Source organism: Microbulbifer maximicatervae (SeqCode) (assembly GCF_052467695.1).
Genome location: NZ_CP174320.1, coordinates 4,533,251 through 4,557,518, shown reverse-complemented (window position 1 = coordinate 4,557,518; position 24,268 = coordinate 4,533,251). Strand labels below are relative to the sequence as shown.

At 50.0% G+C, this 24,268-nt stretch carries 29 protein-coding genes; 11 read left to right on the top strand and 18 right to left on the bottom strand.

Annotated features, from left to right (window positions below):
• Window positions 1-80: 80 nt before the first annotated feature.
• The gene (gene trmA / locus ACJJI8_RS19965) at window positions 81-1,169 is read right to left on the bottom strand and encodes a tRNA (uridine(54)-C5)-methyltransferase TrmA (protein WP_444933491.1); all 1,089 of its coding nucleotides are present in this window, start codon (window positions 1,167-1,169) and stop codon (window positions 81-83) included.
• Window positions 1,170-1,222: 53 nt separating this feature from the next.
• On the opposite strand from trmA, the gene ACJJI8_RS19960 reads away from it, so the two are divergent.
• Entirely contained in the window at window positions 1,223-1,627 is a 405-nt protein-coding gene (locus tag ACJJI8_RS19960) for a secondary thiamine-phosphate synthase enzyme YjbQ (RefSeq protein ID WP_444897647.1), read from the top strand.
• Between the two features lie 27 nt (window positions 1,628-1,654).
• Here ACJJI8_RS19960 and ACJJI8_RS19955 read toward each other — a convergent pair whose 3' ends face one another.
• The 6 genes from ACJJI8_RS19955 to rimK form a co-directional block, all read right to left on the bottom strand.
• Window positions 1,655-1,861 (bottom strand): hypothetical protein, encoded by a 207-nt coding sequence (locus ACJJI8_RS19955; protein WP_444933490.1) that lies wholly within the window; start codon window positions 1,859-1,861, stop codon window positions 1,655-1,657.
• Between the two features lie 287 nt (window positions 1,862-2,148).
• A complete protein-coding gene (locus ACJJI8_RS19950) occupies window positions 2,149-2,643 on the bottom strand; it encodes a DUF1003 domain-containing protein (protein WP_444933489.1) in 495 nt (164 codons plus the stop codon).
• Window positions 2,615-3,103 (bottom strand): ATP-dependent zinc protease family protein, encoded by a 489-nt coding sequence (locus ACJJI8_RS19945; RefSeq protein WP_444933488.1) that lies wholly within the window; start codon window positions 3,101-3,103, stop codon window positions 2,615-2,617. Before ACJJI8_RS19945 ends, ACJJI8_RS19950 begins: the two co-directional genes overlap by 29 nt.
• Entirely contained in the window at window positions 3,087-3,614 is a 528-nt protein-coding gene (locus ACJJI8_RS19940; RefSeq protein ID WP_444933487.1) for a mechanosensitive ion channel domain-containing protein, read from the bottom strand. The genes ACJJI8_RS19945 and ACJJI8_RS19940 overlap by 17 nt, the downstream gene beginning before the upstream one ends.
• A 29-nt stretch (window positions 3,615-3,643) precedes the next feature.
• On the bottom strand, window positions 3,644-4,696 hold the full coding sequence (locus tag ACJJI8_RS19935; RefSeq protein WP_444933486.1) for a succinylglutamate desuccinylase/aspartoacylase family protein: 1,053 nt from the start codon (window positions 4,694-4,696) through the stop codon (window positions 3,644-3,646).
• Window positions 4,696-5,601: a 30S ribosomal protein S6--L-glutamate ligase gene (rimK, locus tag ACJJI8_RS19930; protein WP_444933485.1), complete on the bottom strand. Its 906-nt coding sequence runs from the start codon at window positions 5,599-5,601 to the stop codon at window positions 4,696-4,698. Before rimK ends, ACJJI8_RS19935 begins: the two co-directional genes overlap by 1 nt.
• A gap of 208 nt (window positions 5,602-5,809) precedes the next feature.
• On the opposite strand from rimK, the gene ACJJI8_RS19925 reads away from it, so the two are divergent.
• Window positions 5,810-6,673, top strand: coding sequence for a LysR family transcriptional regulator (locus tag ACJJI8_RS19925; protein WP_444933484.1), 864 nt, complete (start codon window positions 5,810-5,812; stop codon window positions 6,671-6,673).
• Window positions 6,674-6,840: 167 nt separating this feature from the next.
• On the opposite strand, the gene ACJJI8_RS19920 is transcribed toward ACJJI8_RS19925, so the two are convergent.
• Complete coding sequence (locus ACJJI8_RS19920; RefSeq protein WP_444933483.1) at window positions 6,841-7,866, bottom strand: Gfo/Idh/MocA family protein; 1,026 nt, start codon at window positions 7,864-7,866, stop codon at window positions 6,841-6,843.
• A gap of 278 nt (window positions 7,867-8,144) precedes the next feature.
• The gene (locus ACJJI8_RS19915) at window positions 8,145-8,489 is read right to left on the bottom strand and encodes a hypothetical protein (protein WP_444933482.1); all 345 of its coding nucleotides are present in this window, start codon (window positions 8,487-8,489) and stop codon (window positions 8,145-8,147) included.
• A 219-nt stretch (window positions 8,490-8,708) separates the two neighbouring features.
• Here ACJJI8_RS19915 and ACJJI8_RS19910 point away from each other — a divergent pair, with 219 nt between their 5' ends.
• The 9 genes from ACJJI8_RS19910 to ACJJI8_RS19870 all read left to right on the top strand — a co-directional run bounded on the left by ACJJI8_RS19910 (window position 8,709) and on the right by ACJJI8_RS19870 (window position 14,653).
• Complete coding sequence (locus ACJJI8_RS19910; protein ID WP_444933481.1) at window positions 8,709-8,939, top strand: hypothetical protein; 231 nt, start codon at window positions 8,709-8,711, stop codon at window positions 8,937-8,939.
• Between the two features lie 488 nt (window positions 8,940-9,427).
• Complete coding sequence (locus ACJJI8_RS19905) at window positions 9,428-9,640, top strand: hypothetical protein (RefSeq protein ID WP_444933480.1); 213 nt, start codon at window positions 9,428-9,430, stop codon at window positions 9,638-9,640.
• 12 nt (window positions 9,641-9,652) lie between these two features.
• Complete coding sequence (locus ACJJI8_RS19900) at window positions 9,653-9,898, top strand: hypothetical protein (RefSeq protein WP_444933479.1); 246 nt, start codon at window positions 9,653-9,655, stop codon at window positions 9,896-9,898.
• Complete coding sequence (locus tag ACJJI8_RS19895) at window positions 9,895-10,701, top strand: hypothetical protein (protein WP_444933478.1); 807 nt, start codon at window positions 9,895-9,897, stop codon at window positions 10,699-10,701. The genes ACJJI8_RS19900 and ACJJI8_RS19895 overlap by 4 nt, the downstream gene beginning before the upstream one ends.
• The gene (locus ACJJI8_RS19890) at window positions 10,698-11,174 is read left to right on the top strand and encodes a hypothetical protein (RefSeq protein WP_444933477.1); all 477 of its coding nucleotides are present in this window, start codon (window positions 10,698-10,700) and stop codon (window positions 11,172-11,174) included. The genes ACJJI8_RS19895 and ACJJI8_RS19890 overlap by 4 nt, the downstream gene beginning before the upstream one ends.
• 611 nt (window positions 11,175-11,785) lie before the next feature.
• Window positions 11,786-13,207, top strand: a complete 1,422-nt coding sequence (gene ltrA, locus ACJJI8_RS19885) for a group II intron reverse transcriptase/maturase (protein WP_444933476.1) — start codon at window positions 11,786-11,788, stop codon at window positions 13,205-13,207.
• A gap of 72 nt (window positions 13,208-13,279) precedes the next feature.
• Complete coding sequence (locus ACJJI8_RS19880) at window positions 13,280-13,462, top strand: hypothetical protein (RefSeq protein WP_444933475.1); 183 nt, start codon at window positions 13,280-13,282, stop codon at window positions 13,460-13,462.
• 89 nt (window positions 13,463-13,551) lie between these two features.
• On the top strand, window positions 13,552-14,316 hold the full coding sequence (locus ACJJI8_RS19875; RefSeq protein ID WP_444933474.1) for a hypothetical protein: 765 nt from the start codon (window positions 13,552-13,554) through the stop codon (window positions 14,314-14,316).
• Window positions 14,309-14,653, top strand: coding sequence for a hypothetical protein (locus tag ACJJI8_RS19870; RefSeq protein ID WP_444933473.1), 345 nt, complete (start codon window positions 14,309-14,311; stop codon window positions 14,651-14,653). Before ACJJI8_RS19875 ends, ACJJI8_RS19870 begins: the two co-directional genes overlap by 8 nt.
• A 258-nt stretch (window positions 14,654-14,911) precedes the next feature.
• Here ACJJI8_RS19870 and ACJJI8_RS19865 read toward each other — a convergent pair whose 3' ends face one another.
• The 9 genes from ACJJI8_RS19865 to ACJJI8_RS19825 form a co-directional block, all read right to left on the bottom strand.
• Complete coding sequence (locus ACJJI8_RS19865; RefSeq protein ID WP_444933472.1) at window positions 14,912-15,247, bottom strand: TusE/DsrC/DsvC family sulfur relay protein; 336 nt, start codon at window positions 15,245-15,247, stop codon at window positions 14,912-14,914.
• Window positions 15,248-15,253: 6 nt separating this feature from the next.
• Complete coding sequence (gene tusB / locus ACJJI8_RS19860; protein WP_444933471.1) at window positions 15,254-15,547, bottom strand: sulfurtransferase complex subunit TusB; 294 nt, start codon at window positions 15,545-15,547, stop codon at window positions 15,254-15,256.
• A 1-nt stretch (window position 15,548) separates the two neighbouring features.
• The gene (gene tusC, locus ACJJI8_RS19855) at window positions 15,549-15,911 is read right to left on the bottom strand and encodes a sulfurtransferase complex subunit TusC (RefSeq protein ID WP_444933470.1); all 363 of its coding nucleotides are present in this window, start codon (window positions 15,909-15,911) and stop codon (window positions 15,549-15,551) included.
• Window positions 15,912-15,913: 2 nt separating this feature from the next.
• Window positions 15,914-16,306 (bottom strand): sulfurtransferase complex subunit TusD, encoded by a 393-nt coding sequence (gene tusD / locus ACJJI8_RS19850; protein WP_444933469.1) that lies wholly within the window; start codon window positions 16,304-16,306, stop codon window positions 15,914-15,916.
• A 71-nt stretch (window positions 16,307-16,377) separates the two neighbouring features.
• Complete coding sequence (locus ACJJI8_RS19845) at window positions 16,378-17,061, bottom strand: Bax inhibitor-1/YccA family protein (RefSeq protein WP_444897635.1); 684 nt, start codon at window positions 17,059-17,061, stop codon at window positions 16,378-16,380.
• Between the two features lie 239 nt (window positions 17,062-17,300).
• Window positions 17,301-19,730 (bottom strand): endonuclease/exonuclease/phosphatase family protein, encoded by a 2,430-nt coding sequence (locus tag ACJJI8_RS19840; RefSeq protein ID WP_444907991.1) that lies wholly within the window; start codon window positions 19,728-19,730, stop codon window positions 17,301-17,303.
• A gap of 10 nt (window positions 19,731-19,740) precedes the next feature.
• The gene (locus tag ACJJI8_RS19835; protein WP_444933468.1) at window positions 19,741-21,015 is read right to left on the bottom strand and encodes a glycosyltransferase; all 1,275 of its coding nucleotides are present in this window, start codon (window positions 21,013-21,015) and stop codon (window positions 19,741-19,743) included.
• Window positions 21,012-23,255 (bottom strand): glucosidase family protein, encoded by a 2,244-nt coding sequence (locus ACJJI8_RS19830; RefSeq protein ID WP_444933467.1) that lies wholly within the window; start codon window positions 23,253-23,255, stop codon window positions 21,012-21,014. The genes ACJJI8_RS19835 and ACJJI8_RS19830 overlap by 4 nt, the downstream gene beginning before the upstream one ends.
• On the bottom strand, window positions 23,255-23,962 hold the full coding sequence (locus ACJJI8_RS19825) for a TVP38/TMEM64 family protein (protein WP_444897631.1): 708 nt from the start codon (window positions 23,960-23,962) through the stop codon (window positions 23,255-23,257). The genes ACJJI8_RS19830 and ACJJI8_RS19825 overlap by 1 nt, the downstream gene beginning before the upstream one ends.
• Window positions 23,963-24,268: the final 306 nt, after the last annotated feature.

The window sequence follows — 24,268 nt, the reverse complement described above, 5'->3', positions numbered from 1 at the left end:
TGGAGAGCAGCTAATTTAGAAGCACCCGGCGTGCCAAATTATCAGCATGCCGGGGTGGTGTAGGGGAATAACGGAAGCGATTACTTCTTCACCAACAATAACCCTGTTTCAGTATGGTCGGTATAAGGGAACTGATCGAAGAGCGCGAAGCGCTCAATGCGATGGGTTTTGGTCAGCGACTCCAGGTTTTCCAATTGGGTTTCCGGATTGCAGGAGATATACAGGATTCTCGGGAAGCGGGCGACCATCGCACAGGTGTCTTCATCCAAGCCCGCTCGGGGGGGATCAACCAGGACGGTGGAGAAGTCGTAGCTATCCAGATCTATATCCTTAAGGCGGCGAAAGGGGCGTACCTTATCGATGGCCTGGGTAAACTCTTCACTGGATAGACGTACGATATCCAGATTGGTGATCTGGTTGTTGGCGATATTCTCCTGGGCCGAATTTACCGATACCTTGGAGATTTCAGTGGCCAGGACCTTGCGGAATTTCTCGCTGAGCGGGATGGTGAAATTGCCATTGCCACAGTAGAGCTCCAGCAGATCGCTATCACTGTCTCCGCAGGCACTTCTCGCCCACTGGATCATGGAACGACAGATCGCTCCATTGGGTTGGGTAAAGCTGCCTTCCATCTGTTTGTACTGGTAAGTTTTCCCATCGATATCCAGTTTTTCGGTAACGAAGTCACGCTCCAAAACCACTTTTTGCTTGCGCGAGCGCCCCAAAATCGGGAATCCCAGCTGTGCCTGGAGTGCTTTGGCTTCCTGCTCCCAGGTCTCATCCAGTTTCTTGTGGTAGATCAGCGTAATCAGCGCATCACCATTCAGCGTGGTAAGAAACTCGGCGGAGAACAGGCGTTTGCGTAGGACTTCGCTATTATTGACAGCAGCCAGCACCTTCGGCATCAACTGGTTCATCAGCTCAGAGCCGACGGTAAACTCATCGATGATAAAGGGCTTCTTGTACTCACCCTGGCGGTACATGGCGTAATTGGCTACACCTCCCTCATGCCACACCTTGAATTCGGCGCGCAGACGGTAGTGAATGGGCGGGGAGGGGAAGAGTTCCGGCTCCAGGTCAGTGAACTTGCTGTAAGCCTCTTGCAGGCGCTCGGCCTTGTTTTGAAGCTGTTGTGGGTAGTCGTCAGTATTAACGCGGTACAGTGCCATATTACAATGCGGTGTCAGTACAAAAAGCGGGCGCGAATTATATAGGAAACCGTATGGCAATAGGTGAGATAAAAATTCCGGTTCATGGACAGGGGCTTCACGAGTTTACCGGCAGTGTAGTTGATTGGGTCAGTGATCAGGCCCTCGATGAGGGTCTGTGTACACTTTTTATACAGCACACCTCTGCAAGTTTACTGATTCAGGAAAATGCCGACCCCAGTGCGCGCCGTGACCTTGAGAACTGGCTCAATCGACTGGTGCCGGAAAATGACTCGCTTTATACCCATACCCTTGAAGGGCCAGATGATATGCCGGCCCATATCAAATGCAGCCTTACCGCGACCAGCTTGTCCATTCCAGTGCAAAAGGGGCGCTTGATGCTGGGTACCTGGCAGGGGATCTATCTTTGGGAGCACCGCCATCACCACGGGGCTCGGCACGTTATCCTGCATATTTGATTCAATACCGCGCGTTGGTGGCGATAGCTAGATGGCTACGCCAACTGCTTGGCAGTACTGGTCGATCAATGACTGGGTTGTGTGGGCCCTCTCGATAGCCTGGATATGGTCAACTTGATAATCTGGGGTTGTTAAGCTGTAGAAGTCTTCGATCATCTGTACCGCCAGCGATCGCTCTATTGGCACTTGTTGGTGTTCGAACTTATCTGGCGATGCCTGACCTCGGCGAACCACAAATTCTGGCGTATATTCAAGGCTGTAAAAGGCAGCGCTGTCTCTCCAGTCGAGTACAAAGTCGTCTAGCTGGATCAGGCCATATTCAAGACTGCGCTGCTAGATGCGACAGAGATCATCACTTATGACGCCTGTAGCGGGGAACCACTCTGTGAAAGTCTCTGGCCCCCACTACTTGGAAGCGCCCGAAGCGCTAATGGGCGATTGCAGTTCATCTCCGGCCAATAAGCGCTGATCCATACCAGAATTTGGAGGTGCGCTTTGTAGGGGGAGTGAACTTTTAATCACTAATCAATGGAAACCGCGATACCGTTTTTTAAAGAATCAAGCTTCTCATGTAGTCGCATGACTTCAATTTCCAGCTTTAGATTGATCTGGAACGCGGCTTCTTGCTTGAGTCGGTCTTTCTCTGCTTGGCGATTTTGAGACATCATAATTATAGGAGCTTGGAAAGCTGCAAGTGTTGATAGTCCTAAATTCAGCAATATATAGGGGTATGGATCAAAGGCGTTATCGGCCATAAAAAAATAACTGTTGGTAATAATCCATACCGCGATAATCAAAAAGAATAGGCAAATAAAGCTCCAAGACCCTCCGAAACGTGAAACTCTATCAGCAACTCGCTCACCGAAAGTGAGTGACTCAACAAAAGTATCATTGACATTCTCTGCCAAGGTCGTTTGATCGGCGATACTGTTGATGACTCGCTTTTCGGAAGTGCCAAGCTCTTTGATATCCTTTCCCATCAGGGCCTTAGTTAAATTCTGAAAATATTTTTTCATCTCTTCCGCTCCTTTCAGTCAATGGGGAGTCTGTGATCATAAAGTTTTCTGAGGGATCAATCAGAACCCGGCTGCCCATACCCTCACGCCCCAGTAGCATGAGGTAAGACATATCAGATCTGTCTGTCAGCGTAATTTCAATTGGCCATTGCTGGCCAGCCAAATCAAGCTGGGTTTTGACTACATAGCGTTCCTCAGATTTTCCATTAGATGACTTGACACGTCGAACATCAAAAAGTGGCGATTCACAAGCAACTACCTTATCAACATTATGGATATCTGGGTGGATATCAAAGGTGACCCAAGCACGACCATTTTTTTTCAAGCGCCGGATGTTATCCACGTGCAGAGAAGATGTTTTAGCACCAGTGTCCACCCTTACATGTAAATCGGAGATGCTTAATTCTGGTAAATTACAGACCTCTATTGCACCGATTGTAATTTTACTTGTTGATTTCATCTTCAATATCCTTTTTCACTGGCTTATTGCGAGTGATTCTTACGGCCTTTTGAAATACCAATGAATTCGGATAGGTGACTATCGCATTATCTTCATCATGCATAATGACATGAAACAGAGTTATCTCTTTGACTTGTCCAATAACCGTATTGTCTCCATCAATAATCTCCACCCAATTTCCCACTCGATAAGGGAAGAAGAAAAATACAATAATGCTGGCAGTGGCATTACTTAGCAGGGACCACTGGGCAAACAGTGCAACACCTAAAAAAGCCAGAGACGATCCTACCAGTACGCCCACGTCCTCAACACTGCTACCCGTCAGCGCAATGCCAGCTACGACACCAATAAATACCCAAACCAGCTGTATGGATTTGATGACATAATCGATACGGCTTTCATCAATATGGCGTTCAGCACCTACTCGATTAACTAGTATTTTTATTGCCCGATTACCTAGGACCAAGCCGATGACTACAGTTAGCAATATCCCGGCTGTATATAGACTCATAAATTTCTCCTACTACTGCATCTGTCTAATCACTCTACTATTGGCTCAATATCAGGCGAGGACAGTTCAGGGCTTTCTTCAAGTACCACCTGCATTTTTTCAATGATGGAGGCAATGTTTTCGTCACTTTCCGAAAAATAAGCTATGTGGAACATGGCATCACCTTCCTGCGCCAATGGGATGTTCTGCTTACCGATGATAATGCCGGACTTATTTGCAGTGACCTTGGCTAAACTATCTCCGAAAGGTGTACCTATGTCTGCCAGAATATCGCCTTTGGTAACCTGATCGCCCAGCTCTTTTAGAGTGTTCACGAACCCACTGGCAGAAGCGCGTATCCAAGTACTGTTGTTGGCCACAAAGGGCATCACTTTTTTTCGCCTGATCTTGCGCCTTAGCATGCCCAGCTTGCTCAATACATTGATAACACCACGAACTCCGGCCCGAATCGATATTTCATCAAAACGTAATGCTTGACCTGCTTCATAAAGTAAAATCTTTGTCTCCCATTCCACTGCGGCTTGACGCAGTGAACCATCCCTCAGGTTGGCGTTGAGAAGTACTGGTACACCAAATGCCTCTGCTAATGCTCGGGTTTCTGGATCTGATAAATTCGCTCGAACTTGTGGCAGGTTAGAGCGATGGATGGCGCCAGTATGTAGATCAATGCCATAGTCGCAGTGCTGAACCACCTCCTCCAAAAAAATAGAAGCGACCCTTGCAGCCAATGAGCCTTTTTCAGAACCCGGAAAACAGCGGTTCAGATCGCGCCTGTCGGGCATGTAGCGGCTCTGGTTGAGCACGCCATAGACATTCACCATTGGCACCAGAATCAAACTCCCTGTCTTTAGATTCAGGTATTTTGAGTTAATCAGGCGGCGAATGATCTCTATGCCATTCAGCTCATCGCCATGCACTGCGGCTGAAACGAATAGCGTTGGTCCCGGTTTTTTTGCGCGCACGACGTGAATAGGGATAAAAATATCCGTATCGGTGTACAGATTTGCTACCGGTATTTCTAAGCGCCTTGATTGGCCGGGGAGGATGTCCACTCCGGCAATCGTCAACTTATTGTCTTGCATCAGCCTTTCCCTCGGGTGCGGGTGTGATTGGGCTTGGCTTTGGCTTCGATAAACTCATAGATCATACCGGCGACATCCTTGTTGGTTGCTGTTTCTATACCCTCCAGCCCAGGAGAAGAGTTGACTTCCATCACCACCGGCCCGTTCTTGGATTGCAAAATGTCTACGCCACACACACTCAAGCCCATAACTTTGGCGGCATTTACCGCCGTAGTGCGCTCTTCTTTGGTCAGGCGCACCAGCTTTGCTGAGCCTCCGCGATGCAGGTTAGATCGGAATTCCCCCTCCGCTCCTTGCCGCTTCATGGCTGCAACTACCTTGCCCCCAACAACCAAGCAGCGGATATCGGTGCCTCCGGCCTCCTTGATAAACTCTTGCACCAATATGTTGGCTTTTAGCCCCATAAAGGCTTCGACAATGCTTTCGGCAGCCTTGTTGGTTTCAGCCAGCACCACCCCGATACCTTGGGTACCTTCCAGCAGTTTGATCACAACAGGGGCACCCCCCACATTTCTGATCAAATCCTTAATATTGTCGGGTTTGCTCGCGAATCCAGTTCTGGGCAAACCCACATCCTTGCGAGACAACAGTTGCAGCGAGCGAAGCTTGTCTCGAGAGCGGCTAATAGCTACAGATTCGTTGACACAGAAAGTGCCCATCATCTCAAACTGACGTACAACAGCCGTGCCATAGAACGTGATTGAAGCGCCTATTCGAGGAATGACGGCATCGTAATAAGGTAATTCTTCACCGTGATAGCGAACGGTCGGGCGGCTTCGGGTAATGTCCATGTAGCAGTGCAGCGTGTCGATAACGTCCACTTGATGGCCACGAGCCTCTCCGGCTTCTTTCAAGCGGCGAGTGGAATACAACCCTGGGCCCCGGGACAAAATAGCGATTCTCATGAGCAGTTCTCCTAGGGCTAAAATGGACACATTTAGCCAAATGTTTCAACTTTGATAAATATTACTGGTTGTTGATTTTGTTACTTAAATCGGCTTATATCCTACAAATACATAGCCTCAGATCTGGCGGCGATCTTACGTCCTCCCAGAACCCTGGGTAAAACGAGTTATTTTTTTGTTTTCGATAAAATATTTTGATTGAAGTGGTATGAATACAGACCTTTTGCGCACTTTTTTGGAGGTTGCAAAGACCCGTCACTTTGGTCGGGCTGCTGAGAACCTGTTTTTGACCCAATCAGCGGTCAGTTTTCGGATCAAACAACTGGAAGATGTAGTTGGGGTGAAACTGTTTACCCGCGAGCGCAACAATATACTGCTCACCCCAAGTGGTGAGCGGTTGTTACCTCACGCGGAAAACTTACTAGCGGGCTGGCAGGCCGCGCTACAGGATGTAGGTGTAGCCGACCAGAAGTGCTTGCAAATATCGATTGGAGGGACATCAAATTTGTGGGATACCTTCTTGCAGTCCCTTCTTCCGCAAATGGCTGGGGCATTTCCGGGCCTCTATTTGCGTACCGAGATTAACCCTCAGCGAGAATTGACAAGGGCACTCCTCAGTGGTCGATTAGATATTGCGGTACTTTTCGATCCACCCAAGGTATCGGAGCTGAGAACCAGCCCAATAGGTGAGATGGAACTGATGTTTGTCTCTAGCGAAAATGTCTCCTGTGCGGAGGATATTGAGCGCCTAGGTTATATCTTTGTAGACTGGGGGACAGCGTTTAACTTACAGCATGCCAAGTTCTTTGATCAGGCTATTGCGCCAGTACTGCACACAGGACAGAGCCACATAGCACTAGAGTTCTTGTTAACGCATGGTGGAGCTGCATTCCTGCCCAGCAATCTAATTGAACCTCTGCTTGCAGAGCGCAAGCTGTTTGAAGTGAAGCATGTTCATCGTGCCAGCCGCAGTATTTTTGCAGTCTTTAATGAGGAAAGTGAAAACAATAAGGCCTTTATGCCAGTGGTTGAGTTTTTAACCCAGCGTGCGGCCAAAACGTTATCAGTCTAGGTAAAAAATTTTCGTCAGGCTGAGTTCTTTTCGTTTTACAGCAGGGGGAGTTCCCCCAGTATTTGTTTGCCAGCATATATGGTACGACGGTTAGTTATGACCACAGGTTTCAATATTGTCGTCGACATGGCCAAGAGAGCAAGCTCGATAGCCATTAGTGGCAATAGTTAGACAGCTACGCCAACTGCCAGGCAGTACTGGTCGATTAATGACTGGGTTGCGTGGGCCCTCTCGATAGCCTGGATACGGTCAACTTGATTATCTGGGGTTGTTAAGTGGCAGAAGTCTTCGATCATCTGTACCGCCTGCGATCGCTCTATTGGCACTTGCTGGTGCTCGAACTCGTCTGGGGATGCCTCCCCCCGGCGAATCACAAATTCTGGCGTATATTCAGGGTTGTAAAAGACTGCGCTGTCTCTCCAGTCGAGCACAAAGTTATCCAGTTGGATCAGGCCGTTTTCACCCAGAATATCCAGGTCCATTTGCCAAACGCCTGAGTCATAGCCGAAGTCAAAAGTTGAAGTTTGTCCGCTGGCAAATTCAATCAGGCCCGCACCGCTAAGAATGGTCTTTGTTTCTGAGTCCCGCTTTATCGCTCCTGAAACTGTCTTTATTGCTCCTGTAGGGCGCATATATTCGACGATTGCACGCATGTTGTACCAGCCGATATCCCCGATTGCGCCAGTGGGTTCTTTGTGTGAATCAAAGCGAATATTGTTGCGGTCCATCATCGAGACAAAAAAGGCGCTGTGAATTCTATTAACCGGGCCCAGATTCTTTTTTTGTTGCTGAATGATTTTGGCCGTGCGGGGGTGGTGGGTGAAATGTGTGGCATCCATAAATGCCAACCCTTCAGACTGAGCCCGAGCGGCAATTTTGTCGACCGAGGCAGTATTGAGAAAAGGTTTTTCGCAGAGAAGATGCTTATGGTTGGCCAGTGCCGCGAAGCAGATTTCCTCGCGGCTGGTGGTGGGGCTAGCCACGTAAATGGCATCCGAATCTTCCGCCTCTACCAGTGACCTCCAATCCGGGTAGACATTGGGAATCCCGTGTTCGTGGGCGAACTCTTTGGCTCCTGAATGCCGCCTGCTGGCGACGGAGGAAAGGCTTGCGCTGTCAGCCTGGCTGATGGCTCGGGCGGTAAAGTCAGCAATTTTTCCTGTGCCAATAATTCCGAAGCGTATGTTTACCATTGATGATTGCCTTGAGATGGGGGCGAGAGCAATTGAGCGCCGGTCTAGTGATGTTTAGAGTAAATTATAGGAGGCGCTTTTGCAGAAACCTTCAGTGATAATGCTGGAGAAAACAAAGTTGTAGCAGTTCGTTTGAATGAAAGGGGGAGCTTAAAAAAACTGAACCAGTTTAGATAAGTCGATAGTTTCACCTTGGGCAGCGATTAAGGCACCCACTCATCGCCTGCAAGCGATAGTAAACATTTGGGTTGTTAATCGGTGAATACTGTGCGAATACACTATTGATTTGATGTGTAATCAGAATCTTTGGCGATATTGGCACAAATGGGGTTGAGATCTACATCGGCCATGCAGGAAGTGAGGACTCTTATTGCAAAGCCGGGGATTTTATCTGACCGCTCGCAAAAGCGGTCTGTACACTTATCTTCAGTATTAGCCTGGCGAGCGATAGAGTCATTTAAGCAGCGCATAAACCAGCTAATATCTGTTAGGCGTTTCCGCCATATTGAAGTGATTTCTTTTAGTGTGTTCAGCTCACGGCAGTCAAGGGTATCGCCTTTAAGGTAGCGCTGAGCCAAACTAGAGGCTTTGAATATTTTTTGCCAGCGAGTAATCACCTCCAATAGAGACCACTTATCAGCAGTTTTGTGTCAATGTAGAGTACCACATGGTAGTGATTACTCATTACTGCATAAGCGACAATATCCAGGGCAAAACCTCAGCTAACTTATGCATACGATTTTCGACCCACTCACGCCGATAATCATAATCTTTCCCAGATACAGTATCCCGACCACAAAGGAATGCTCGCCGTATACAGCGGGATACGCAGTGGTAATAAGGTGTTGCCTCAAGAGATATCTGGGTTCTTCGCGGTAGAGTCATTGATTGCACGCGCATTGGCATGTATGAATATCCAGTATTTTGTGGGTTTGCGCTCTTTTGTCAATAAGGTTGACGGGTTATACTTCTTATTTGGTGGGTGTCCAGAATTTGTTGGGATTGAGTTTAAGTCCTGGCGTAAGAAAAAAGGTTTTAAAGAAAAGGTTGCTATCGAAAAAATTGAACCCTGAACCCTGAACCCTGAACCCTGAACCCTGAACCCTGAACCCTGAACCCTGAACCCTGAACCCTGAACCCTGAACCCTGAACCCTGAACCCTGAACCCTGGAATCTGGCAATCGAAGTCAGTGATCAATATCCTCACGCTCATAAGCGACATTTTTTGGATTATGTGGCGACACAGGGAAAGTTGAGGAGCGAATGGCTCCAAACCGTACCTATTACACGTGGGGGCTATAGGATAGATCGCGCAGAAAATTTAAGACTACGTGCTGCTACCAATCGCACCTGGATACAAACCTGGAAACAGTACGATAAAGCTCGAGAGTATCAGCCACTTGAGAGAGATAAAAATGGTAAGTGGCATTGGTCAACTAAGATAGTGTCGACTTATCGTAATATACCCTGGATTGATGAGGAAGGAATTGTTACGGACTAACAGATTAAGGCAAGCGGATTTGATAATGTTCAAGGCTTTTTAACCCAAGCTCCAGGTAAAATGAAAGCGGATGCCTTTGAGACCACTGTTGGATACGAAAAATCAAAGCATGAGAATAATTATGTGGATAAACAGGTGGGCAAAAATAAAAGTACCGTAGCGCCATTCACGCTAATGAATATGCTGACTATTGAGGTGGGTGCGGATAAAGCCAAAGACGTAGCAAAGAAATTGTCAGAACAAGTTGCTAATAGTGAGTTTGCTAATTATTAAAATGCAGGCGAGATGTCGAGAGCAGAGATAGAGGCATTACGGAAGAACGTGCAAGACAAAGTCATCGATCAGATGGGGGCTGTCGGCGATGTTTTGCAGGGTATTGATGAGGTTACTCCGGGTTGGTGGTTGGAGATTGAAGACGATGTGCAAAGTCGTTTGGCTGGTGCTATTGGTGATGATGCTCGAGAGGCTCTAGTGAACTTTGAAATTCATGAGCCATTTGATGATCTGTTTTGTGAGGAAATAGTGGAATGAAGCCAGGTTATGATCAAAGTTATCAAAAAGACTGTGAAGTTTATGGTCAGTTCCAGTATTTATGGAAAACCGATGACCCACAATGGATAGAAAAGCGTAAAGAAAATTGGCGTCGCTATGTTGAAGTGACGGGAGGCTCTCCGCTGAACAAGTACTTAGGAGAGTTTTATGTGTTTGGCAAGGAGCCAGTCAGTTTTTTAGAGGATGAAGATACTGGTGAGCGTGAAATAATTAAGTTTGAGTTCAAGCATCGTATTTCTTACATGCCATTTGAGGCAGTTGATCAGGTGCAAAAGTTTTGGAGTGAGGCCGTTACAAAACGCTATGCGCGCGAACAACAGCATGGTGCTGCACGTTATGTTTCAGGTTGTCTGGATGGCTTTCCTGAGCGGGATAAAATGGTAAAAATAGTGGCTGAGGCTCTATTCAATAAAGATTATTTTATGCTGAAAAATTCTCAGCAAAGAGCGATTACCGTTAGTCCATTGGGGTTTATGGTTGGTTTTACTCGAGTCTGGGAGGTTGCTGATGAATTTAAGTATAAATGGAGTTACAGTTGTTTTACCTTTGATTATTTTATGGATTGCGTGCGCTATTGCGACTTGCACGATTTAGTCAAGGCGCCTGTTCACAAAAATGCCTTGTCGGATATGTACAAAGTTTTGTTGCGGCTCGATGATACGGAGTTAAGTCCATATCGATTAGAGCTTAAACGGAAGTTAATTGCCGTAGCTAAAGCTGATGATGCCCCTTCACTATTAGCTGAAGCTTTGGAAAACGCAATAAGCGATCAGGAAGAATGAGCTTAGCTATTACTTTTTTGCTACATGCGGACGATGATAAAATCATCGAAGCTCTGAGTTCACTATTACCATCAAAAGGTCGCCCAGCATTTTCTGAAGATGTGAAGCCGGGCTGGAAGCGGATTTTTCAATTAGTTGAGCTTTTATTTCCACCTGATAAATTGGTGAGAGAAAAAAATTATTTATGGCTGGAATGGTTTGAGGCTCCATATTCCTTATTATCATTGAAAAAGAACTTGGAGAAAATGGGTGCTTCTATAGTTTTTATGCATACTGCAGAAGATCCGTTAATAGAAGACGCTAGCTCAGGGGAGGATTCTAGGCTAGGCTATTTTTACTTGCAAACAGAAAGTGAAATGCAACGCTTGACAGCTGACAATATGTCAGACTTACTTCCGCTCAGTAATCTAAAATGGCTGGATGACACTGATAAGAATATTGAGCAAATTATCTGTTACCTCATAGCCAATTGAAATGTTTTGGACGCCCAGTGCGCCGAGATAAATCGGCAAAAGATTGGAGGTGAAAGCCCTCTACCCGGTAAGGTTTAGCAAACCGCTGGGGCCCCGAGTCATGGGCGTTGTCCGGTAGCGGCCAGGGTTAAGCGTTGACAGGGGAAGGTGCAGGCTCAGTATTACTAAGAATTATTCTGGACACCCAGTGCGCCGAGATAAATCGGCAAAAGATTGGAGGTGAAAGCCCTCTACCCGGTAAGGTTTAGCAAACCGCTGGGACCCCGAGTCATGGGCGCTGTCCGGTAACGGCCAGGGTTAAGCGTTGACAGGGGAAGGTACAGGCTCAGTATTGAGCTCCGAAAACAAGATTTGAGATCGCCGACCTTGTTGGGTGATGGGGAAGGCAACAGAGGTAGATACGTTTCTTGCGAGTATCTACATCGGTCTCCGGAGTCAATTGACCTGATGCATGTACTGATGTCTTTTGCGCGGAACTCGGGAGATCCTGTAGGTGATTCGTGCGTGTCCCGCACGGGTCGGGTCCGGCGAAGCCAGTTAGGCAAAGGCCGGGCATTTACGCCTTCAGGAAGTCAGATAGATCCATAGTAGTGAAGAACCCGGTGAACAAAGTGCTAACTAATAAAGTGCCACATGGCGGAGCCGGTGGAGCGAAGGGATCTAACGATAAGAAATGGCGTTCTGTGCCGGATCTGACTGCGACTCAGAGCGCAGCCGCAGGGTCGTCGGGGCTGGAGCGTCTACACACTCGTGCAAAAGCACAGCGCAAAGAACGGTTCACTAACTTATTCCACCATCTCACCCCGCGACTATTGGCCGAAGCTTATAAAAGCATCAGCCGCAAAGAAACTCGCGGCCTTGATGGAGAAAGCTGGAGCGACTTCGGTAATAACCTACGGGAACGCATCCTGGATCTCCACACACGCCTCCATCGCCAATGCTATCGACCACAAGCAGTCTGCCGTATTTGGTTGCCTAAAGCCGACGGGAGCCAACGCCCCATCGGGATTACAGCAGTCGAAGATAAGGTAGTTCAGCAAGCGCTGGTATGGGTATTAGAGGCCATTTACGAGGCGGACTTTCTCGGTTTCAGTTATGGTTTTCGCCCGGGTCGCGACCAGCATCGCGCGCTCGACGCGATTGCTGTAGCTATCGAGCAGAAGCCCGTGAGCTGGATACTGGATGCAGATATCAGCCAGTTCTTTGACACTATCGACCACGGCTGGCTACGGCGCTTTCTCGCGCATCGTATTGCCGACCGACGCCTACTGCATTTGATCGAACGTATCGTAAAGGCAGGGGTGGTGGACGATGGACGCTTTACCAAGACCAGGATCGGGACTCCACAGGGTGCAGTGATATCGCCGATGCTGGCAAATATTTACCTGCACTATGTCTTGGACCTTTGGGCGCATCAATGGCGACAGCAATCCGCACGTGGAGCCTGTTACATAGTCCGTTATGCGGACGATAGTGTGATGGGTTTCCAATACTGTTCGGATGCCGAGCACTTTCAAGTGGCATTAACCCAGCGCCTGGCAAAATTCGGGTTACAACTTAACGCGGATAAAACCCGGCTACTGGAGTTCGGTCGCTTCGCGATGAGCAATGCCAAACGTCGCGGAGGTAGAAAACCTGAAAGCTTTACCTTCCTCGGGTTTACCCACCGTTGCGGCAAACGTGTTTCGGATGGTCGCTTTGCACTCTGGCGCACCACCAGCCGAAAGCGGCTTAACGCTAGGTTAAAAGCCATCCGGCAGAAGCTGTTCAAAATGCGTCATAAGGACGTATATAAGCAAGGGCAATGGCTGCAAAGAGTGATGCAAGGGCATTACAATTATTTTGCGGTTCCCCGTAACCATCAAGCGCTAAACCTATTTCGCAGAGAAATATGTCGAGCTTGGTTGCAGGCTTTACGTCGCCGGGGGCAGAAAAAGCCGATCATATGGGCGCGCCTACAACGTTTGTTGAAGCGTTTTATACCCAGTGTGAGAGTGTTACATCCATACCCCAACCAACGCCTGTGTGTCTGACTTATCGTAGGAGCCGTATGCGTTAGTAGCGCACGTACGGATCTGTGCCGGAGGGGCAACAAACCTGTTGGGGTGAGTTGGCCCTTTACGGCGATTAGATTTGATGCCGTGCGAGATGACCTGCGTTTTGTTGGGGAGTTTAGCCAGGAAGGTGATGATGAAAATACCGCTTTGGCTGAATGGTTAGCTGTATTGCCAAATGACGTGCGGGAGTATTTTTTAACTCAGGTTTCGGTGGGATGTGAAGAAGATTAATGCCAGGTTTTATCGAACGAAGTGATCAGTAGTTTAGCCTGTCTAGGCTTTGATGAAATTGCTGATGTGACCGTTGCAGAGGATTAGATATGTTGATTTCGCCCGATTTGGAATTTACAAAAGACCCTCAATGGATATCTCAGCGCTTAGAGCGTTGGAAGCCCATTGAAGCATTCTTAAAAGAGGACAATCGCCGAGAAAGGGTTTTAAAAATAAAAAATGCTTTTTTAACTGGGGTATGTGAAGATTTTGGGTTGGCCCGTGGAGGATCTATTGTCTTATATTTTCCTTTGCAAGAAGCAGAGGGCTGGGACTTTGCTTTTATGGATGAAAGGGTAAAACCTGAGGTATTTAAGCGGTATTTTTACAATAGTCTAACAAGTGATTATGAAGAGTTTTTTTGGGATCAGGAGTCACGGTTAAGATTCTTTGATTATTTTCACCCTAAAAGCTATCAGTCAGTAATTAAAAGCCGGGTTCCTATAGGTCGTAATCAGAAAATTATAGAGTTAAAAATTGATCTATATGATTTATTGGCTAAGCAGTTATCTGGGTTAATCTTATATGTTGAAGATGGTTTTTATACTCCTATCATTGATCGACAAGCCTATTTTTTCTCCGGCTTAGATAAAGTGGGTGATGTAGGTCCTCATGGGGTAGGGCCCGCACCAAAGTGCGGGAGAATCATAAAGCGTCTATTAAAAGCTAGATTTCAATTACTTGGCCAAAAGGTGGGTGAAAAAGAAGATAAAAAACTTGAGTTTTTAGATGAGCTGTACAGTCATATTGCTAATAACCCCGTAGACCCTAGTATTAAAAAAATCTGGCAAGAAGTGGTTGCTGAGTATGAGTGATAATCAATTTGCTATTGATATCAGTGTTCCACAGGCCCAATTGTCAGACTGGGTAGTTTTAATTAAAGGTTTGTGTGATGGACAGCTGGGCGCTTACCTCGAAGAGCGGTTGGAAGCTCTTAATCCAGACTCCCTGGCTTTAATGGATAAAGTGCTGGACGACTGGTGTAACTATAGTCGTCCTACTTTTTATGAATTTGAACAGCAGGCTAATCGGCTACGCTGCCACGCTGAAGGCCCAACCGGATTTCACCGCGATCTTGAAGTTTTTCGTGAGGCTTTGGTACTTTGTGGGGCAACAGTTAACGTGGATGATAAGAGTTTGTTGGAGCTTTAGGGGTACACGATTTGGACACCCCGTGCGCCGAGTTAAATCGGCAAAAGATTGGAGATGGAAGCCCTCTGCCCGGTAAGGTTTAGCAAACCGCTGGGACCCTGAGTCATGGGCGTTGTTTGCAGCACATATGGATTTGAGCCTTAGAGGCAAATAACTCGCAAATAAGCACTGACCTTATATGGTGATTAGATAAAATCCATTTAGGTGGTCTGCCGGCCAGGTTGTTTCTAGCTTACCTGGCCAAGTGTTGCGAGGGGATTACAAGCAGTTGGTCGGCTTAGGTAAGCCGGCAATTTTACTGGCCATTTTTGCTGGGCTTGGGGGGAAGAGCTGCATCAAATAGATACTGCGGCCCTTTTCTGCACCGAGATGCTGGCCAATATATTTCACCAGCGGGCGCATCGCGGGGGAGAGTTCAAACTCGCGGTAAAATTCTTGCAACAGCCCAATAACTTGCCAGTGTTCCTCGGTTAACTCGATACCCTCAGCATTGGCTAACTGAAGGGCGGCGTCCCGGCTCCAGTCGCTGAGGTTGCGCAGGTAACCCTCTTTGTCCAAGGGGATTTCCTGGCCATTGACTACTAGGTTGCTCATTTTTTGTTACCGAAACCAGCTGACTATGGGTTGATGCTCGGTACAGAGCTGTACCCAGCGCGCATCATCGATCATTTCCACTCTATCCATATTTGCTGCAAGTTGCTGCTGGCCTCGGGCAGTGGCGTCTGCTTCAAGGCAGAAAATTTGGGTACTTGGCACCGTTTCCAGAGCCTCGTGCCTTAGCGCATAGACACCATCTTCAATAAGCAGGAGCGAGTCATCCTGAGCAAAAGCACCCAGGCATTCTTTAAGGGCACTGCTGGTATAAGGGGATTTACTGACAATATGCAAAGTCATATCAGAAGCTCAATACGGTGAGGTAGGCGGCGATCAGTGAGCCAGTATCTTTTACGGTTTTAGTTTCTACGCCGGCAACCTGGATCTGCTCCAGGGTGATATTGCGTTCAGCGAGGCTTTTCTCACAAACGAAAAACTGCTCAATGCCAAACATCGGCAGAGCCTGCAAGTTGCGTCGCAGGCTTTTCTGGCCGATATCCGCAGGTGATTGCTGGTCCAGCAATTGGAATACCCCATCGCCGAGAAATAGCAGGTCCATGTCCTGTTCCATCGCCGCCGCTGCCAGTGCGGCTTCGATACCTTCCCGCGCCAGGGCATTGCCGTAGGGGGCGGTGCGGCATAGGGCCAATGATTTAGTACTCATGCTTAGCCTCCAAAGGTAATCAGGCGATCGGAGTTGGCGACAGCGTCGGATAGTTGGCCGAGTCCAGCCAGCTCAAAACCCTCAGCCAAGTTGGCGGCGGGTCTTTCCAGACGCTCGGCCTCTCTCTGATTCAGCACGCCGCGACGTTGGGCAGCGGCAATACAAACTACCAGGTCCAATTGGTGCTGGTGGCCCAGTGCCTGCCACTCTGAAGTCAGATCAGTTTCGTCCTGGGGAGGTGCGGCAATGGCATTGCTGTTTTGCACGCCGTCGCAGTAGAAAAACACTCGATAAATTTCGTGGCCTTGCTCTAGAAGGGCTTTGGCAAACCGGAGTGCACTGGATGAAGACTGGGTGCTGTGGGGGGCTGAGTAGATGGCTAGGGAAAACTTCATAGGGGGCCAAATAGTAAAATGCCCCGCGGTGCGGGGCATTGTGACTTGCTCAACAAAGCTGATGCTTATGCTTAGTCGTCAGAGGATGCGAATCCAAGGATGTGCAGCAGGCTGGTGAACAGGTTGAAGATGTTCAGGTACAGGGAGGCGGTTGCCATCAGGTAGTTGGTCTCGCCACCATTGATGATGCGGCTGGTGTCGTACAGGATGAAGCCAGACATCAGCAGGGCAACAACGCCGCTCAGGGCCACGCTAAACAGCGGCATGTGGATGCCGAAGAAGCCAGCGATGATAACGCCCAGGAAACATACCAGTACTGCGATCAAGCCAACGGCCAGGAAGCCGCCCATAAAGCTGAAGTCTTTGCGGGTAGTCAGTACGTAGGCAGACAGGGCAAAGAAGATCAGGGCAGTGGTGCCCAGGGCTTGCATAACGATCTGACCGCCGCCAGCCATGCCCAGGTAGTGGTTAAGCAATGGGCCAATGGAGGCACCCAGCAAGCCGGTAAATGCGAATACAACACCAACGCCTGCGGCGGAGTTTGCTGTGCGCGGTAATACGAACCAGATGAGGGCCAGGGCTCCGAGGGAGCAGACCAGGCTCATGCCACGACCCATGCCAATAGACATGGAAATACCGGCGGTAATGGCACTGAAGAGAACGGTCATTGCCAGTAGGGCATAGGTATTGCGCAACACCTTCGCCGATTCCGAGCGATCCAGTGCGCGGGTTTGAGTATAAGCTTGCGGTTGCATTTAGCGACTCCTGCTATTAAGTGATAGAAGAATCATATAGCTCGCAGTGGGGACCTTCAAGTCGGGAAAACCCTTTTAGCGTCCGTCTGCCAGTCTCTATGAATTCACAAAAACCCTATATTTTTAAAGGATTTATTCAAATATTCTCCGCTTATTGTGGGGGCTGTGGGGCATTTTTCAAGTGTTATCGCTCGGGTTGGAGGGTGCGAAGAGTGTGGGGCTCGATAAACCGAGATCGATTACTTTCCACCCTTGATGGGTAGGTCGATATCCACGATCAATGGCAGGTGATCTGAGGCTTGGCGGGTCAGCGATGTCCTGGGCACCCGTACCCGCTTCACATTGAGTCCCGCACTTAGGAACATGTGATCGATACGGACCTTGAGGAAGGTCCCTTTGGGGTTGTGGCGGGGCGCCTGTTCCTGGGCATCCCTGAGATAGCCTCCGAGTCGCTTGCACTCGGCAGAGTTGGGTAGCGCGTTGAAGTCTCCCAGCAGCACTCGCTCTCCGGTGCAGCGGGGATTGCTAAGCCATTCGGGGCCGAGAAGGGCATCTACCTGACGCAGCCGCTCTGCACGGGATAGCCCCAGGTGGGTGTTGATGATCTGGATAGGTTTGCCATTGGCCTCGATTTCCACCCAAACAGCTCCGCGAGGTTCGTCTGCAGCAGGGTTAAAAAGCCCCCCTTTGCCGGAGGGAGGGCCGGGCAAAATCCCTTTCTTGATGAGCCGGGCGGGGAGATGGGTGAGGATCGCATCACCGTAGCGCTCCTCTTTCATATTTATAGTGGGCTGGAAGTGCAGGTCCATTGCCAGTAGACGAGCAAGTCTTTCGGCCTGGTCGAGGCCTCCGGTGCGTTTGCGCATGACATCCAGTTCTTGTAATGCCACCACATCCGGGCGATAGCGGGCAATTACCCGGGCAATTCGCTGTGGGGAGAGCTTGCCATCCAGCCCTCGGCAACTGTGAACGTTGTAGGTCATGATGCGCAAAACAGTTTTTGGCATCCTGTGGTTATCTACCTTCATGGGGCGGGCGCCACGGAGGTAGGCGCGGGCTGTGGAGCGCAGATCCTGCGGGCGCCAGTAGCCCCGACTGGGGTCTGGGGGCTGGATATCCTCTGGCATCAGGGCGAAGGCATGGGTCTCATTGGGGCCTGAGCCGCCGTGACTGCCATTTTCCATGGCGAAAGTCATGGGTTGCCGCATACCGGCACACCAGCCGTACATCATAAAGTCGCCAGAGTCTGGGTGCCGGCACAGGCTGGCCATATCCTCTGAGGCTTCAACCGGGTAGGGGTGTTCGTCCCCCATCAATTTGCGGCCGTCTTCAGGAAGCTTGATGGGGCCATCTTTCCACCACCCATGCACTGGTGAGGAAGCGGGGGAGGATGGGTCTTCCAGGTAGAGTACTAGGGGCACTTTGGCTTGCTCCACCATCCTTTTGGCGGCATCTGCCCGGCTGGTACCGTTCAGATCAATGTTGTACAGCATGGCGATTGGGCCCAGGGCCGCTATGGCAGTAGGCGTTCTATCGCCCTCTTGCGTGGATTCCTCTTCGATGCTGCTTTTGTCCATCCACTCACTGCCGAACAGTCGAGCTCGCTCGAAACGGACCTTTTTGGGGATGGTGGTAGATTTGATCTTCGGCGCTGAAGGTAAATTGGATAGAGCTTCCGAGAGGGCATCGCCAAGACTGCGCCCGTTGACCTCTTCATAGGCCACTGTTTGTTCCTGGCCGTGGTCTGAAAAAATCCACACATCGTAGTGCCGCCGTTCGGAGCTGTGTGCAGCCTTCCAGATTTTGGCTATCGCACTATCTATGCCTTTTAGCACCCAGTGCGCGAATGCTGACTTTGGCCCGCGCCGGTGTGATTGCTCATCGTAACCGAGCAGGTTGATATAAATAATCGGCAGGCCGCGGGTGATATCAACTTTTACCCCCATGGTGCACAGCTCTCTAGTGAGAATGGTGATGCCTACCCGTGTGGGGATAAACAACAACTCCTTAATCAGGTTTTGGCCGGCGATAATCCCGCGTACGCAATCAATCAGGGATAGAACCAGTTCAATCAAAATTAATGCAGTGGTGCGAACAAGGCTCCAAATATTGGTGACAATCAGGATGGCGATTGCCATCGGGCTGGCTTCGCGTAGGGCCGGGCCCCATCCCTGGTCGGCGGGGCAGAAGTGCGCTTCACCGGTTTTTGTTCCGGCTTTAAATAGGCTGAGATAACAGCTGCCCCCTCGCAACAGAGGATCGCGGTGTTGAGTCTTAATTCTTTTTTCGACCAGGGCGGCAACCTCAGGATCGTACATGCGTCCGAGTTTTTGCGTTTCGTGGACGAGGAAGCCAAATGCAGGTACGGCCTGGCGCACTCCATAAAAAAGTTCGGCTTGCACCGCAGGAGTTGTCGAGGGGACTCCCGGATACATATGCTCCAGGCGATAGTGTTCTTTTCTAATTAGCCGCTTCAGAAACGGCATTCGCCCTCGGGCCAGTGCTTTGAGAAGTTCGGGGTAGGCCAGTCCGTCAATCTGGATCAAAATTAGCCCTGGGGCATGGGGGCTGTTTGGGTTGGTGGATAGTCCGAGTAAGCGAGTAATCCACTCGCTGCGACTGAGTCGGCGGCGCCAGCGTCTGATTGATAGTCCGATACGGCTTAACATAGTTAGTGGACTAACGCTTGGGTGGTTGATTCAAGGCTGCGCCTGCGGCTTCTGTGAAGCCCTCGAAAATCTCCCACTGTATGGTGATTAATTTTCCAGTGCGTATACATCGCGCATAAATAGAGTTATCAAGCGGCCAGTTGTAGTGCACGAGGGGTTGATAGAGATCCAGTGCTCGCTGGGCACAGCTATTCATGGAAAAGTCCTGGGCCGTAATTCTGGCTTCCCTGATCATCTGCTGGCGGCGGTCATCAGGCAGGTTGTGGAACCAACGTATCGCCGCCACAAAATCATTCAGCGATTCTTTGGTTACCAGGCAGCCGTTAATACCTTGCTTCAATATATCTCTCGATCCATTGGCTTCCAGGGCGATCACGGGAACTCCAGAGGCCATTGCCTCAGACAGCACTAGACCTTGGGTTTCAGTAGTGGAAGTAAATAGAAAGGTGTCCATCGCGCTGTAGACATCCCGGCGGGCATCGCCAATGACTTTCCCTGGCATATGTACACGTTGCATTAATTTTTTGTCGGTAAAAAACTGCTGGAGCTGATCTTCCAGTGGGCCGCTGCCAGCGAGAAGAAAGTGTGCGGATGGATATTCCTGTAAAAATTTGGCGACGGCCTGACAAAGAAAAACCAGGTTTTTTTCCTTCCCAAAGCGGCCCAGGTGTCCCAACAAAAATGCTGATGCGGGTATTTTCAGTTTTTTCCTGAGCTTATTGCCTTCTCCATGGGCGTATTGCTCTGGGTGCACTCCCGTAGGGACTTCCGCGATTGGAGTTTGTACCCCTCGCTCCCGGAGAAGTCTCACAACACTCAGGCTTGGGGCTAAGACCAGATTTGCTTTATTGGCGAAGCGGGTGGCAACTTCCATTACAAAGCGTTTGAGTGCTTGTGAATCTCCCATCAAGTTGTGGGTGTAGTGCTCGTACAATGTGTGATGGGTAAAAACGAGCGGTAGCTCGCGCTCTCGCGAAATACGTAGGGCAGTCAGCCCCAGGAGAAAAGGGTGGTGGGCATGGAGGATATCCGGACGGAATTTATCCAGCGCATCATTCAAGACGCCTGAGAATGGCAGTGCCATGGAAAAGTCGGTGCCATTAAAATTCTGGATGGAGTGAATTCTCAGTACATGTTCTTCATCGTCAGACTTTTGCGGGAACTCAGGTGCGATCACCAGTACTTTGTGCCCACGTTTGCGATATTCCTCACTAAACGCGGCGACCGAGTGTGCAACGCCGCCCACGTGAGGTAAGTAGGTGTTGGTGAGCATCACGATATTCACTTGGGGCTCAACTCCACACTCTGCGATTCGTCGGTGATCAGCACTGGCCGGAAGCCGATGGCCTTAATGGCGATAGGTGGGGGCTTCCCATGCCAATCGGCAGCCCAAGAGACCGTTGGCGTGGAGCCAGGTTGAATTTCCAGGGTAACTAAGCCAAACCGGGTTGGAGCGGGCCCAAAGCGGATGGGCTGATCTGAGTCAGTACCTTTGAGCCACTCGGGGGGGAGCCCGGAGATGAGAACCAGTGCGTCCTGCTCTTCGCGGACGAAGCAATTGCGTTGCATCGCCACCCACTCAGCCGCTGCCCAGGCGTGCTGTCCATCCCCCATACATCCGCCGAGAGAATGGGGGTGGATGGCTTCCGGCCATTGCCCTGTTGGCGATGCCAGTTCTGCGACACTGCGCATAAGGTCAATACAGCGGGCATCTCCAGCCCGAAGCAATATCTGGGCAATGTGGAGAGTGAGGTAGGCGTTAATGCCGGAATGGATCATGTCCTGGAAAAACCCGCCGCTCACAAAGCACTTTTCCATCAGGTATTCAGCCAGGTCTACCAGCCTCGGGTCCTCTGGTGGGTAGAGTTGCAAGGGATAGCCTGCGGCGATCGATCCTACGGCACCGGCATCCAGGCGCCGGTTTGGTGAGGCTGGCATCGCGGGGCGGCGCAGGCGGTCCTGTGCATCCTGCAAGCTTTGATCAATAGTGCGCTGGAAGTCGCTGGCCGCGGTATTGAAGCGATGGGCGTTGTCATCCATACCTTCGCGCGTGCAAATACTGGCGGCACTCTGCAGACCGGCGACGCCCCAGAAGTCGTCCCAGTAGTAGCAGTCGTTGGGCCCCAGGTGTTCTGCACTGAATCCCGCAGGGAGCAGGCCCCCACAGGGGCTACCATCATTCGGCAGGCGCTTGTTGATAATCCATTTGGCACCCCTGACGACAGGCTCGCACCACGGCTGCTTTAAGGGTTTGCCGGTTAATTCACAGTAGAGATTGAAGATCCAAAGGGCTTCACCATTGGAGTCCCACTCGCCGTCCTGGGAGTGAAAAAAACCATCCCGCTTTTGCCGGTGGGGAAATTGCTCCAGAGCTCTTTCTGCACGGTCTGTCAGTCCGGCATAAAGCAGCGATTGAATCATAAATGCCGCGTCCCGAAACCAAAACCGTTTGTAGGTGTAAGGGCCTGGGTAGACATCTTTGGGAGAATGGAGAATAAGGGTGCGTATTGCTGAGTCGTAGAGAAACTGAAACTTTTCGTCGGGAACGGTCAAGGCGCAGTGACCTTCCAGCACGTGTTCCCAGCAAAGGGGAGAGCGCTGCTTACTCTCCTCTGTGACCAGGGGAATAGCAACCTCAATCTTGCGGGATTTTCGGTCTTCGATACGAAACATAGCAGCAGCGGAGGCCATGCCAATATCGCAGAGCCCCTCGCGATTGCTCTCTTTGTCTCGGAGATGGAGGTAGATATCGCCACGCTTGTAATTGGATGCCAGGTGTTTGTCCACCGGTTGACTGAACTCCACTGCAGACTTGTCTTCAATAAGCCAATTGCGCCCGCTATCGCCCAGGCGAACCTTGTGAACAAAGCTGACGCCCTCCGGATTGCAGGGGCGCAAGACCACCATTAACCAGCCGCCTCCCGGGCACTGGGCATTGAGTTCAAGCACACTGCGGGGGTGGCCTTGGAGCAGGCTCACTGAGGCCCTATTGTGCAACTTCAGACCCCGACGATGGGATTCGGTAACTATTGCAATATCATCTCCCAGTTCCTGGTGCTGGTTGCAGAAGCCGAGGGTGGAAGGCATTAGCTCTTCACCGCTATCACTGATGACCCAGACATCGATAGACCAGCCATCGTAGTGGGGTGTAAGCAGGCCTCGGGGGTCGACAATTGGCAATTCTTCGCAGTCTGGTATACCTACAGCGGTCCAATTGCGGTGGCTTAAATTGCAGTGGCTAATGGAAAAAGCCCGGGGGATAAACGACTTGTCATAGGGATCAAACTGGCGCTGAATCCAGTAGGGCCACACCCAGTCCAGGTTGTGTTGTATGACTTTGCTGTTGATCAGTGCTCGAGCGTGAAATACCGCCCCTGCGCGTAGCAGCTCGATGGGTTCACTCACCTCTGAAGGCTCGGCAAAGCGCTGTAAATGCGCCATCAATGTGAGTGGATCAAGGAAACCGTGAGCGGTGGCAAAGCGGCGTACGAAGAAGCGCCAGGGTAGCCATTTCATCCAAGGCATCAGAGGTCCTCTTCTTTAATAATTCTTTTCAAAGCTCGGCGAGCCATTCGGGTGAGCCCAATTAGTGCGATGACGGCCAGGGCGAATCCGGCAATATAAAATCCCCATTGAACGGGAGTGCGCTCTTCAACCTTGCCCAGGGAGGTGAGGTCTGCTGCGATGGAGCCGATGTAAACGTTGTGCAATGTAAGGGGGATAATTCCAAGGAAATTTCCGATCACAAAGTCACGCAGTCGAACTGGAGTCAGTCCAAAGAAGTAGTTCGACAACTTGAAGGGAAATAGGGGAACCAGTCGGGTCAACATGATCATTTGCCAGCCCTCGCGACGAATCACTTCGCCAACAGTCGCGGGCTTGATATGAGACATAACCCACCGAGAGGGCTTCTCGCCAAGAAGGTAGCGGGCGATAAGAAATGCGAGGGTTGCCCCAAGTACGGTGCCGGCAATAACCAGTAGAGTTCCTTTTATAACGCCAAATACGAACCCCGCCCCCATGGTAAAAATGACGCCAGGGAGTAAAAAGACGATTGCTGCGGCCACAATTAAGATAAATAGCAAACTTGTCTGCCAGCCCTGCTCATTGAGCCACTGCATCAGCTCAATAATCTGATCATCCAGGTCAAAATAAACCAATAAGCTCAACACCCCAGCCACGGCGATAGTGCAAACCGCGAGAATCAATAGAGGAATAAACTTCACCGCCATAGGGTTTTCCACGGAACCAAAGAAATACGGTTTTGATTGCCGCCATTAACTAGCCTAGCTAAAGGATCACGACAGGTGATGCTTCTTTATGGCGTCTACACAGTTTCTGTTCGGAAAACTGATGGGAGGGGGCTGTCCGCCCTAAGAGGTGCTGGTGTTTTCGAAAATGAATCTCTAGTCGCGAGTCGGTGGAATATAAATTCATTAAGTTATTAAAAATATGAATATTATCCAAGGGGATAAATAGGAATCCGCCAGTCTGGGGCCAGCAGTCCGGCCAGTGGCTGTCAACAGATATACTTACTC

Bases quoted from the DNA above. Each gene is read 5' to 3' on its own strand.
- tusC (WP_444933470.1), bottom strand. From the start codon at position 15,911: ATGAGTACTAAATCATTGGCCCTATGCCGCACCGCCCCCTACGGCAAT.
- ACJJI8_RS19840 (WP_444907991.1), bottom strand. From the start codon at position 19,730: ATGTTAAGCCGTATCGGACTATCAATCAGACGCTGGCGCCGCCGACTC.
- tusB (WP_444933471.1), bottom strand. From the start codon at position 15,547: ATGACTTTGCATATTGTCAGTAAATCCCCTTATACCAGCAGTGCCCTT.
- ACJJI8_RS19845 (WP_444897635.1), bottom strand. From the start codon at position 17,061: ATGCAACCGCAAGCTTATACTCAAACCCGCGCACTGGATCGCTCGGAA.
- ACJJI8_RS19960 (WP_444897647.1), top strand. From the start codon at position 1,223: ATGGCAATAGGTGAGATAAAAATTCCGGTTCATGGACAGGGGCTTCAC.
- trmA (WP_444933491.1), bottom strand. From the start codon at position 1,169: ATGGCACTGTACCGCGTTAATACTGACGACTACCCACAACAGCTTCAA.
- ACJJI8_RS19825 (WP_444897631.1), bottom strand. From the start codon at position 23,962: ATGGCGGTGAAGTTTATTCCTCTATTGATTCTCGCGGTTTGCACTATC.
- ACJJI8_RS19890 (WP_444933477.1), top strand. From the start codon at position 10,698: ATGAGCTTAGCTATTACTTTTTTGCTACATGCGGACGATGATAAAATC.
- rimK (WP_444933485.1), bottom strand. From the start codon at position 5,601: ATGAGAATCGCTATTTTGTCCCGGGGCCCAGGGTTGTATTCCACTCGC.
- ACJJI8_RS19905 (WP_444933480.1), top strand. From the start codon at position 9,428: ATGAAAGCGGATGCCTTTGAGACCACTGTTGGATACGAAAAATCAAAG.
- tusD (WP_444933469.1), bottom strand. From the start codon at position 16,306: ATGAAGTTTTCCCTAGCCATCTACTCAGCCCCCCACAGCACCCAGTCT.
- ACJJI8_RS19950 (WP_444933489.1), bottom strand. From the start codon at position 2,643: ATGAAAAAATATTTTCAGAATTTAACTAAGGCCCTGATGGGAAAGGAT.
- ACJJI8_RS19945 (WP_444933488.1), bottom strand. From the start codon at position 3,103: ATGAAATCAACAAGTAAAATTACAATCGGTGCAATAGAGGTCTGTAAT.
- ACJJI8_RS19895 (WP_444933478.1), top strand. From the start codon at position 9,895: ATGAAGCCAGGTTATGATCAAAGTTATCAAAAAGACTGTGAAGTTTAT.
- ACJJI8_RS19870 (WP_444933473.1), top strand. From the start codon at position 14,309: ATGAGTGATAATCAATTTGCTATTGATATCAGTGTTCCACAGGCCCAA.
- ACJJI8_RS19830 (WP_444933467.1), bottom strand. From the start codon at position 23,255: ATGCCTTGGATGAAATGGCTACCCTGGCGCTTCTTCGTACGCCGCTTT.
- ACJJI8_RS19865 (WP_444933472.1), bottom strand. From the start codon at position 15,247: ATGAGCAACCTAGTAGTCAATGGCCAGGAAATCCCCTTGGACAAAGAG.
- ACJJI8_RS19920 (WP_444933483.1), bottom strand. From the start codon at position 7,866: ATGGTAAACATACGCTTCGGAATTATTGGCACAGGAAAAATTGCTGAC.
- ACJJI8_RS19940 (WP_444933487.1), bottom strand. From the start codon at position 3,614: ATGAGTCTATATACAGCCGGGATATTGCTAACTGTAGTCATCGGCTTG.
- ACJJI8_RS19900 (WP_444933479.1), top strand. From the start codon at position 9,653: ATGTCGAGAGCAGAGATAGAGGCATTACGGAAGAACGTGCAAGACAAA.
- ACJJI8_RS19925 (WP_444933484.1), top strand. From the start codon at position 5,810: ATGAATACAGACCTTTTGCGCACTTTTTTGGAGGTTGCAAAGACCCGT.
- ACJJI8_RS19935 (WP_444933486.1), bottom strand. From the start codon at position 4,696: ATGCAAGACAATAAGTTGACGATTGCCGGAGTGGACATCCTCCCCGGC.
- ACJJI8_RS19875 (WP_444933474.1), top strand. From the start codon at position 13,552: ATGTTGATTTCGCCCGATTTGGAATTTACAAAAGACCCTCAATGGATA.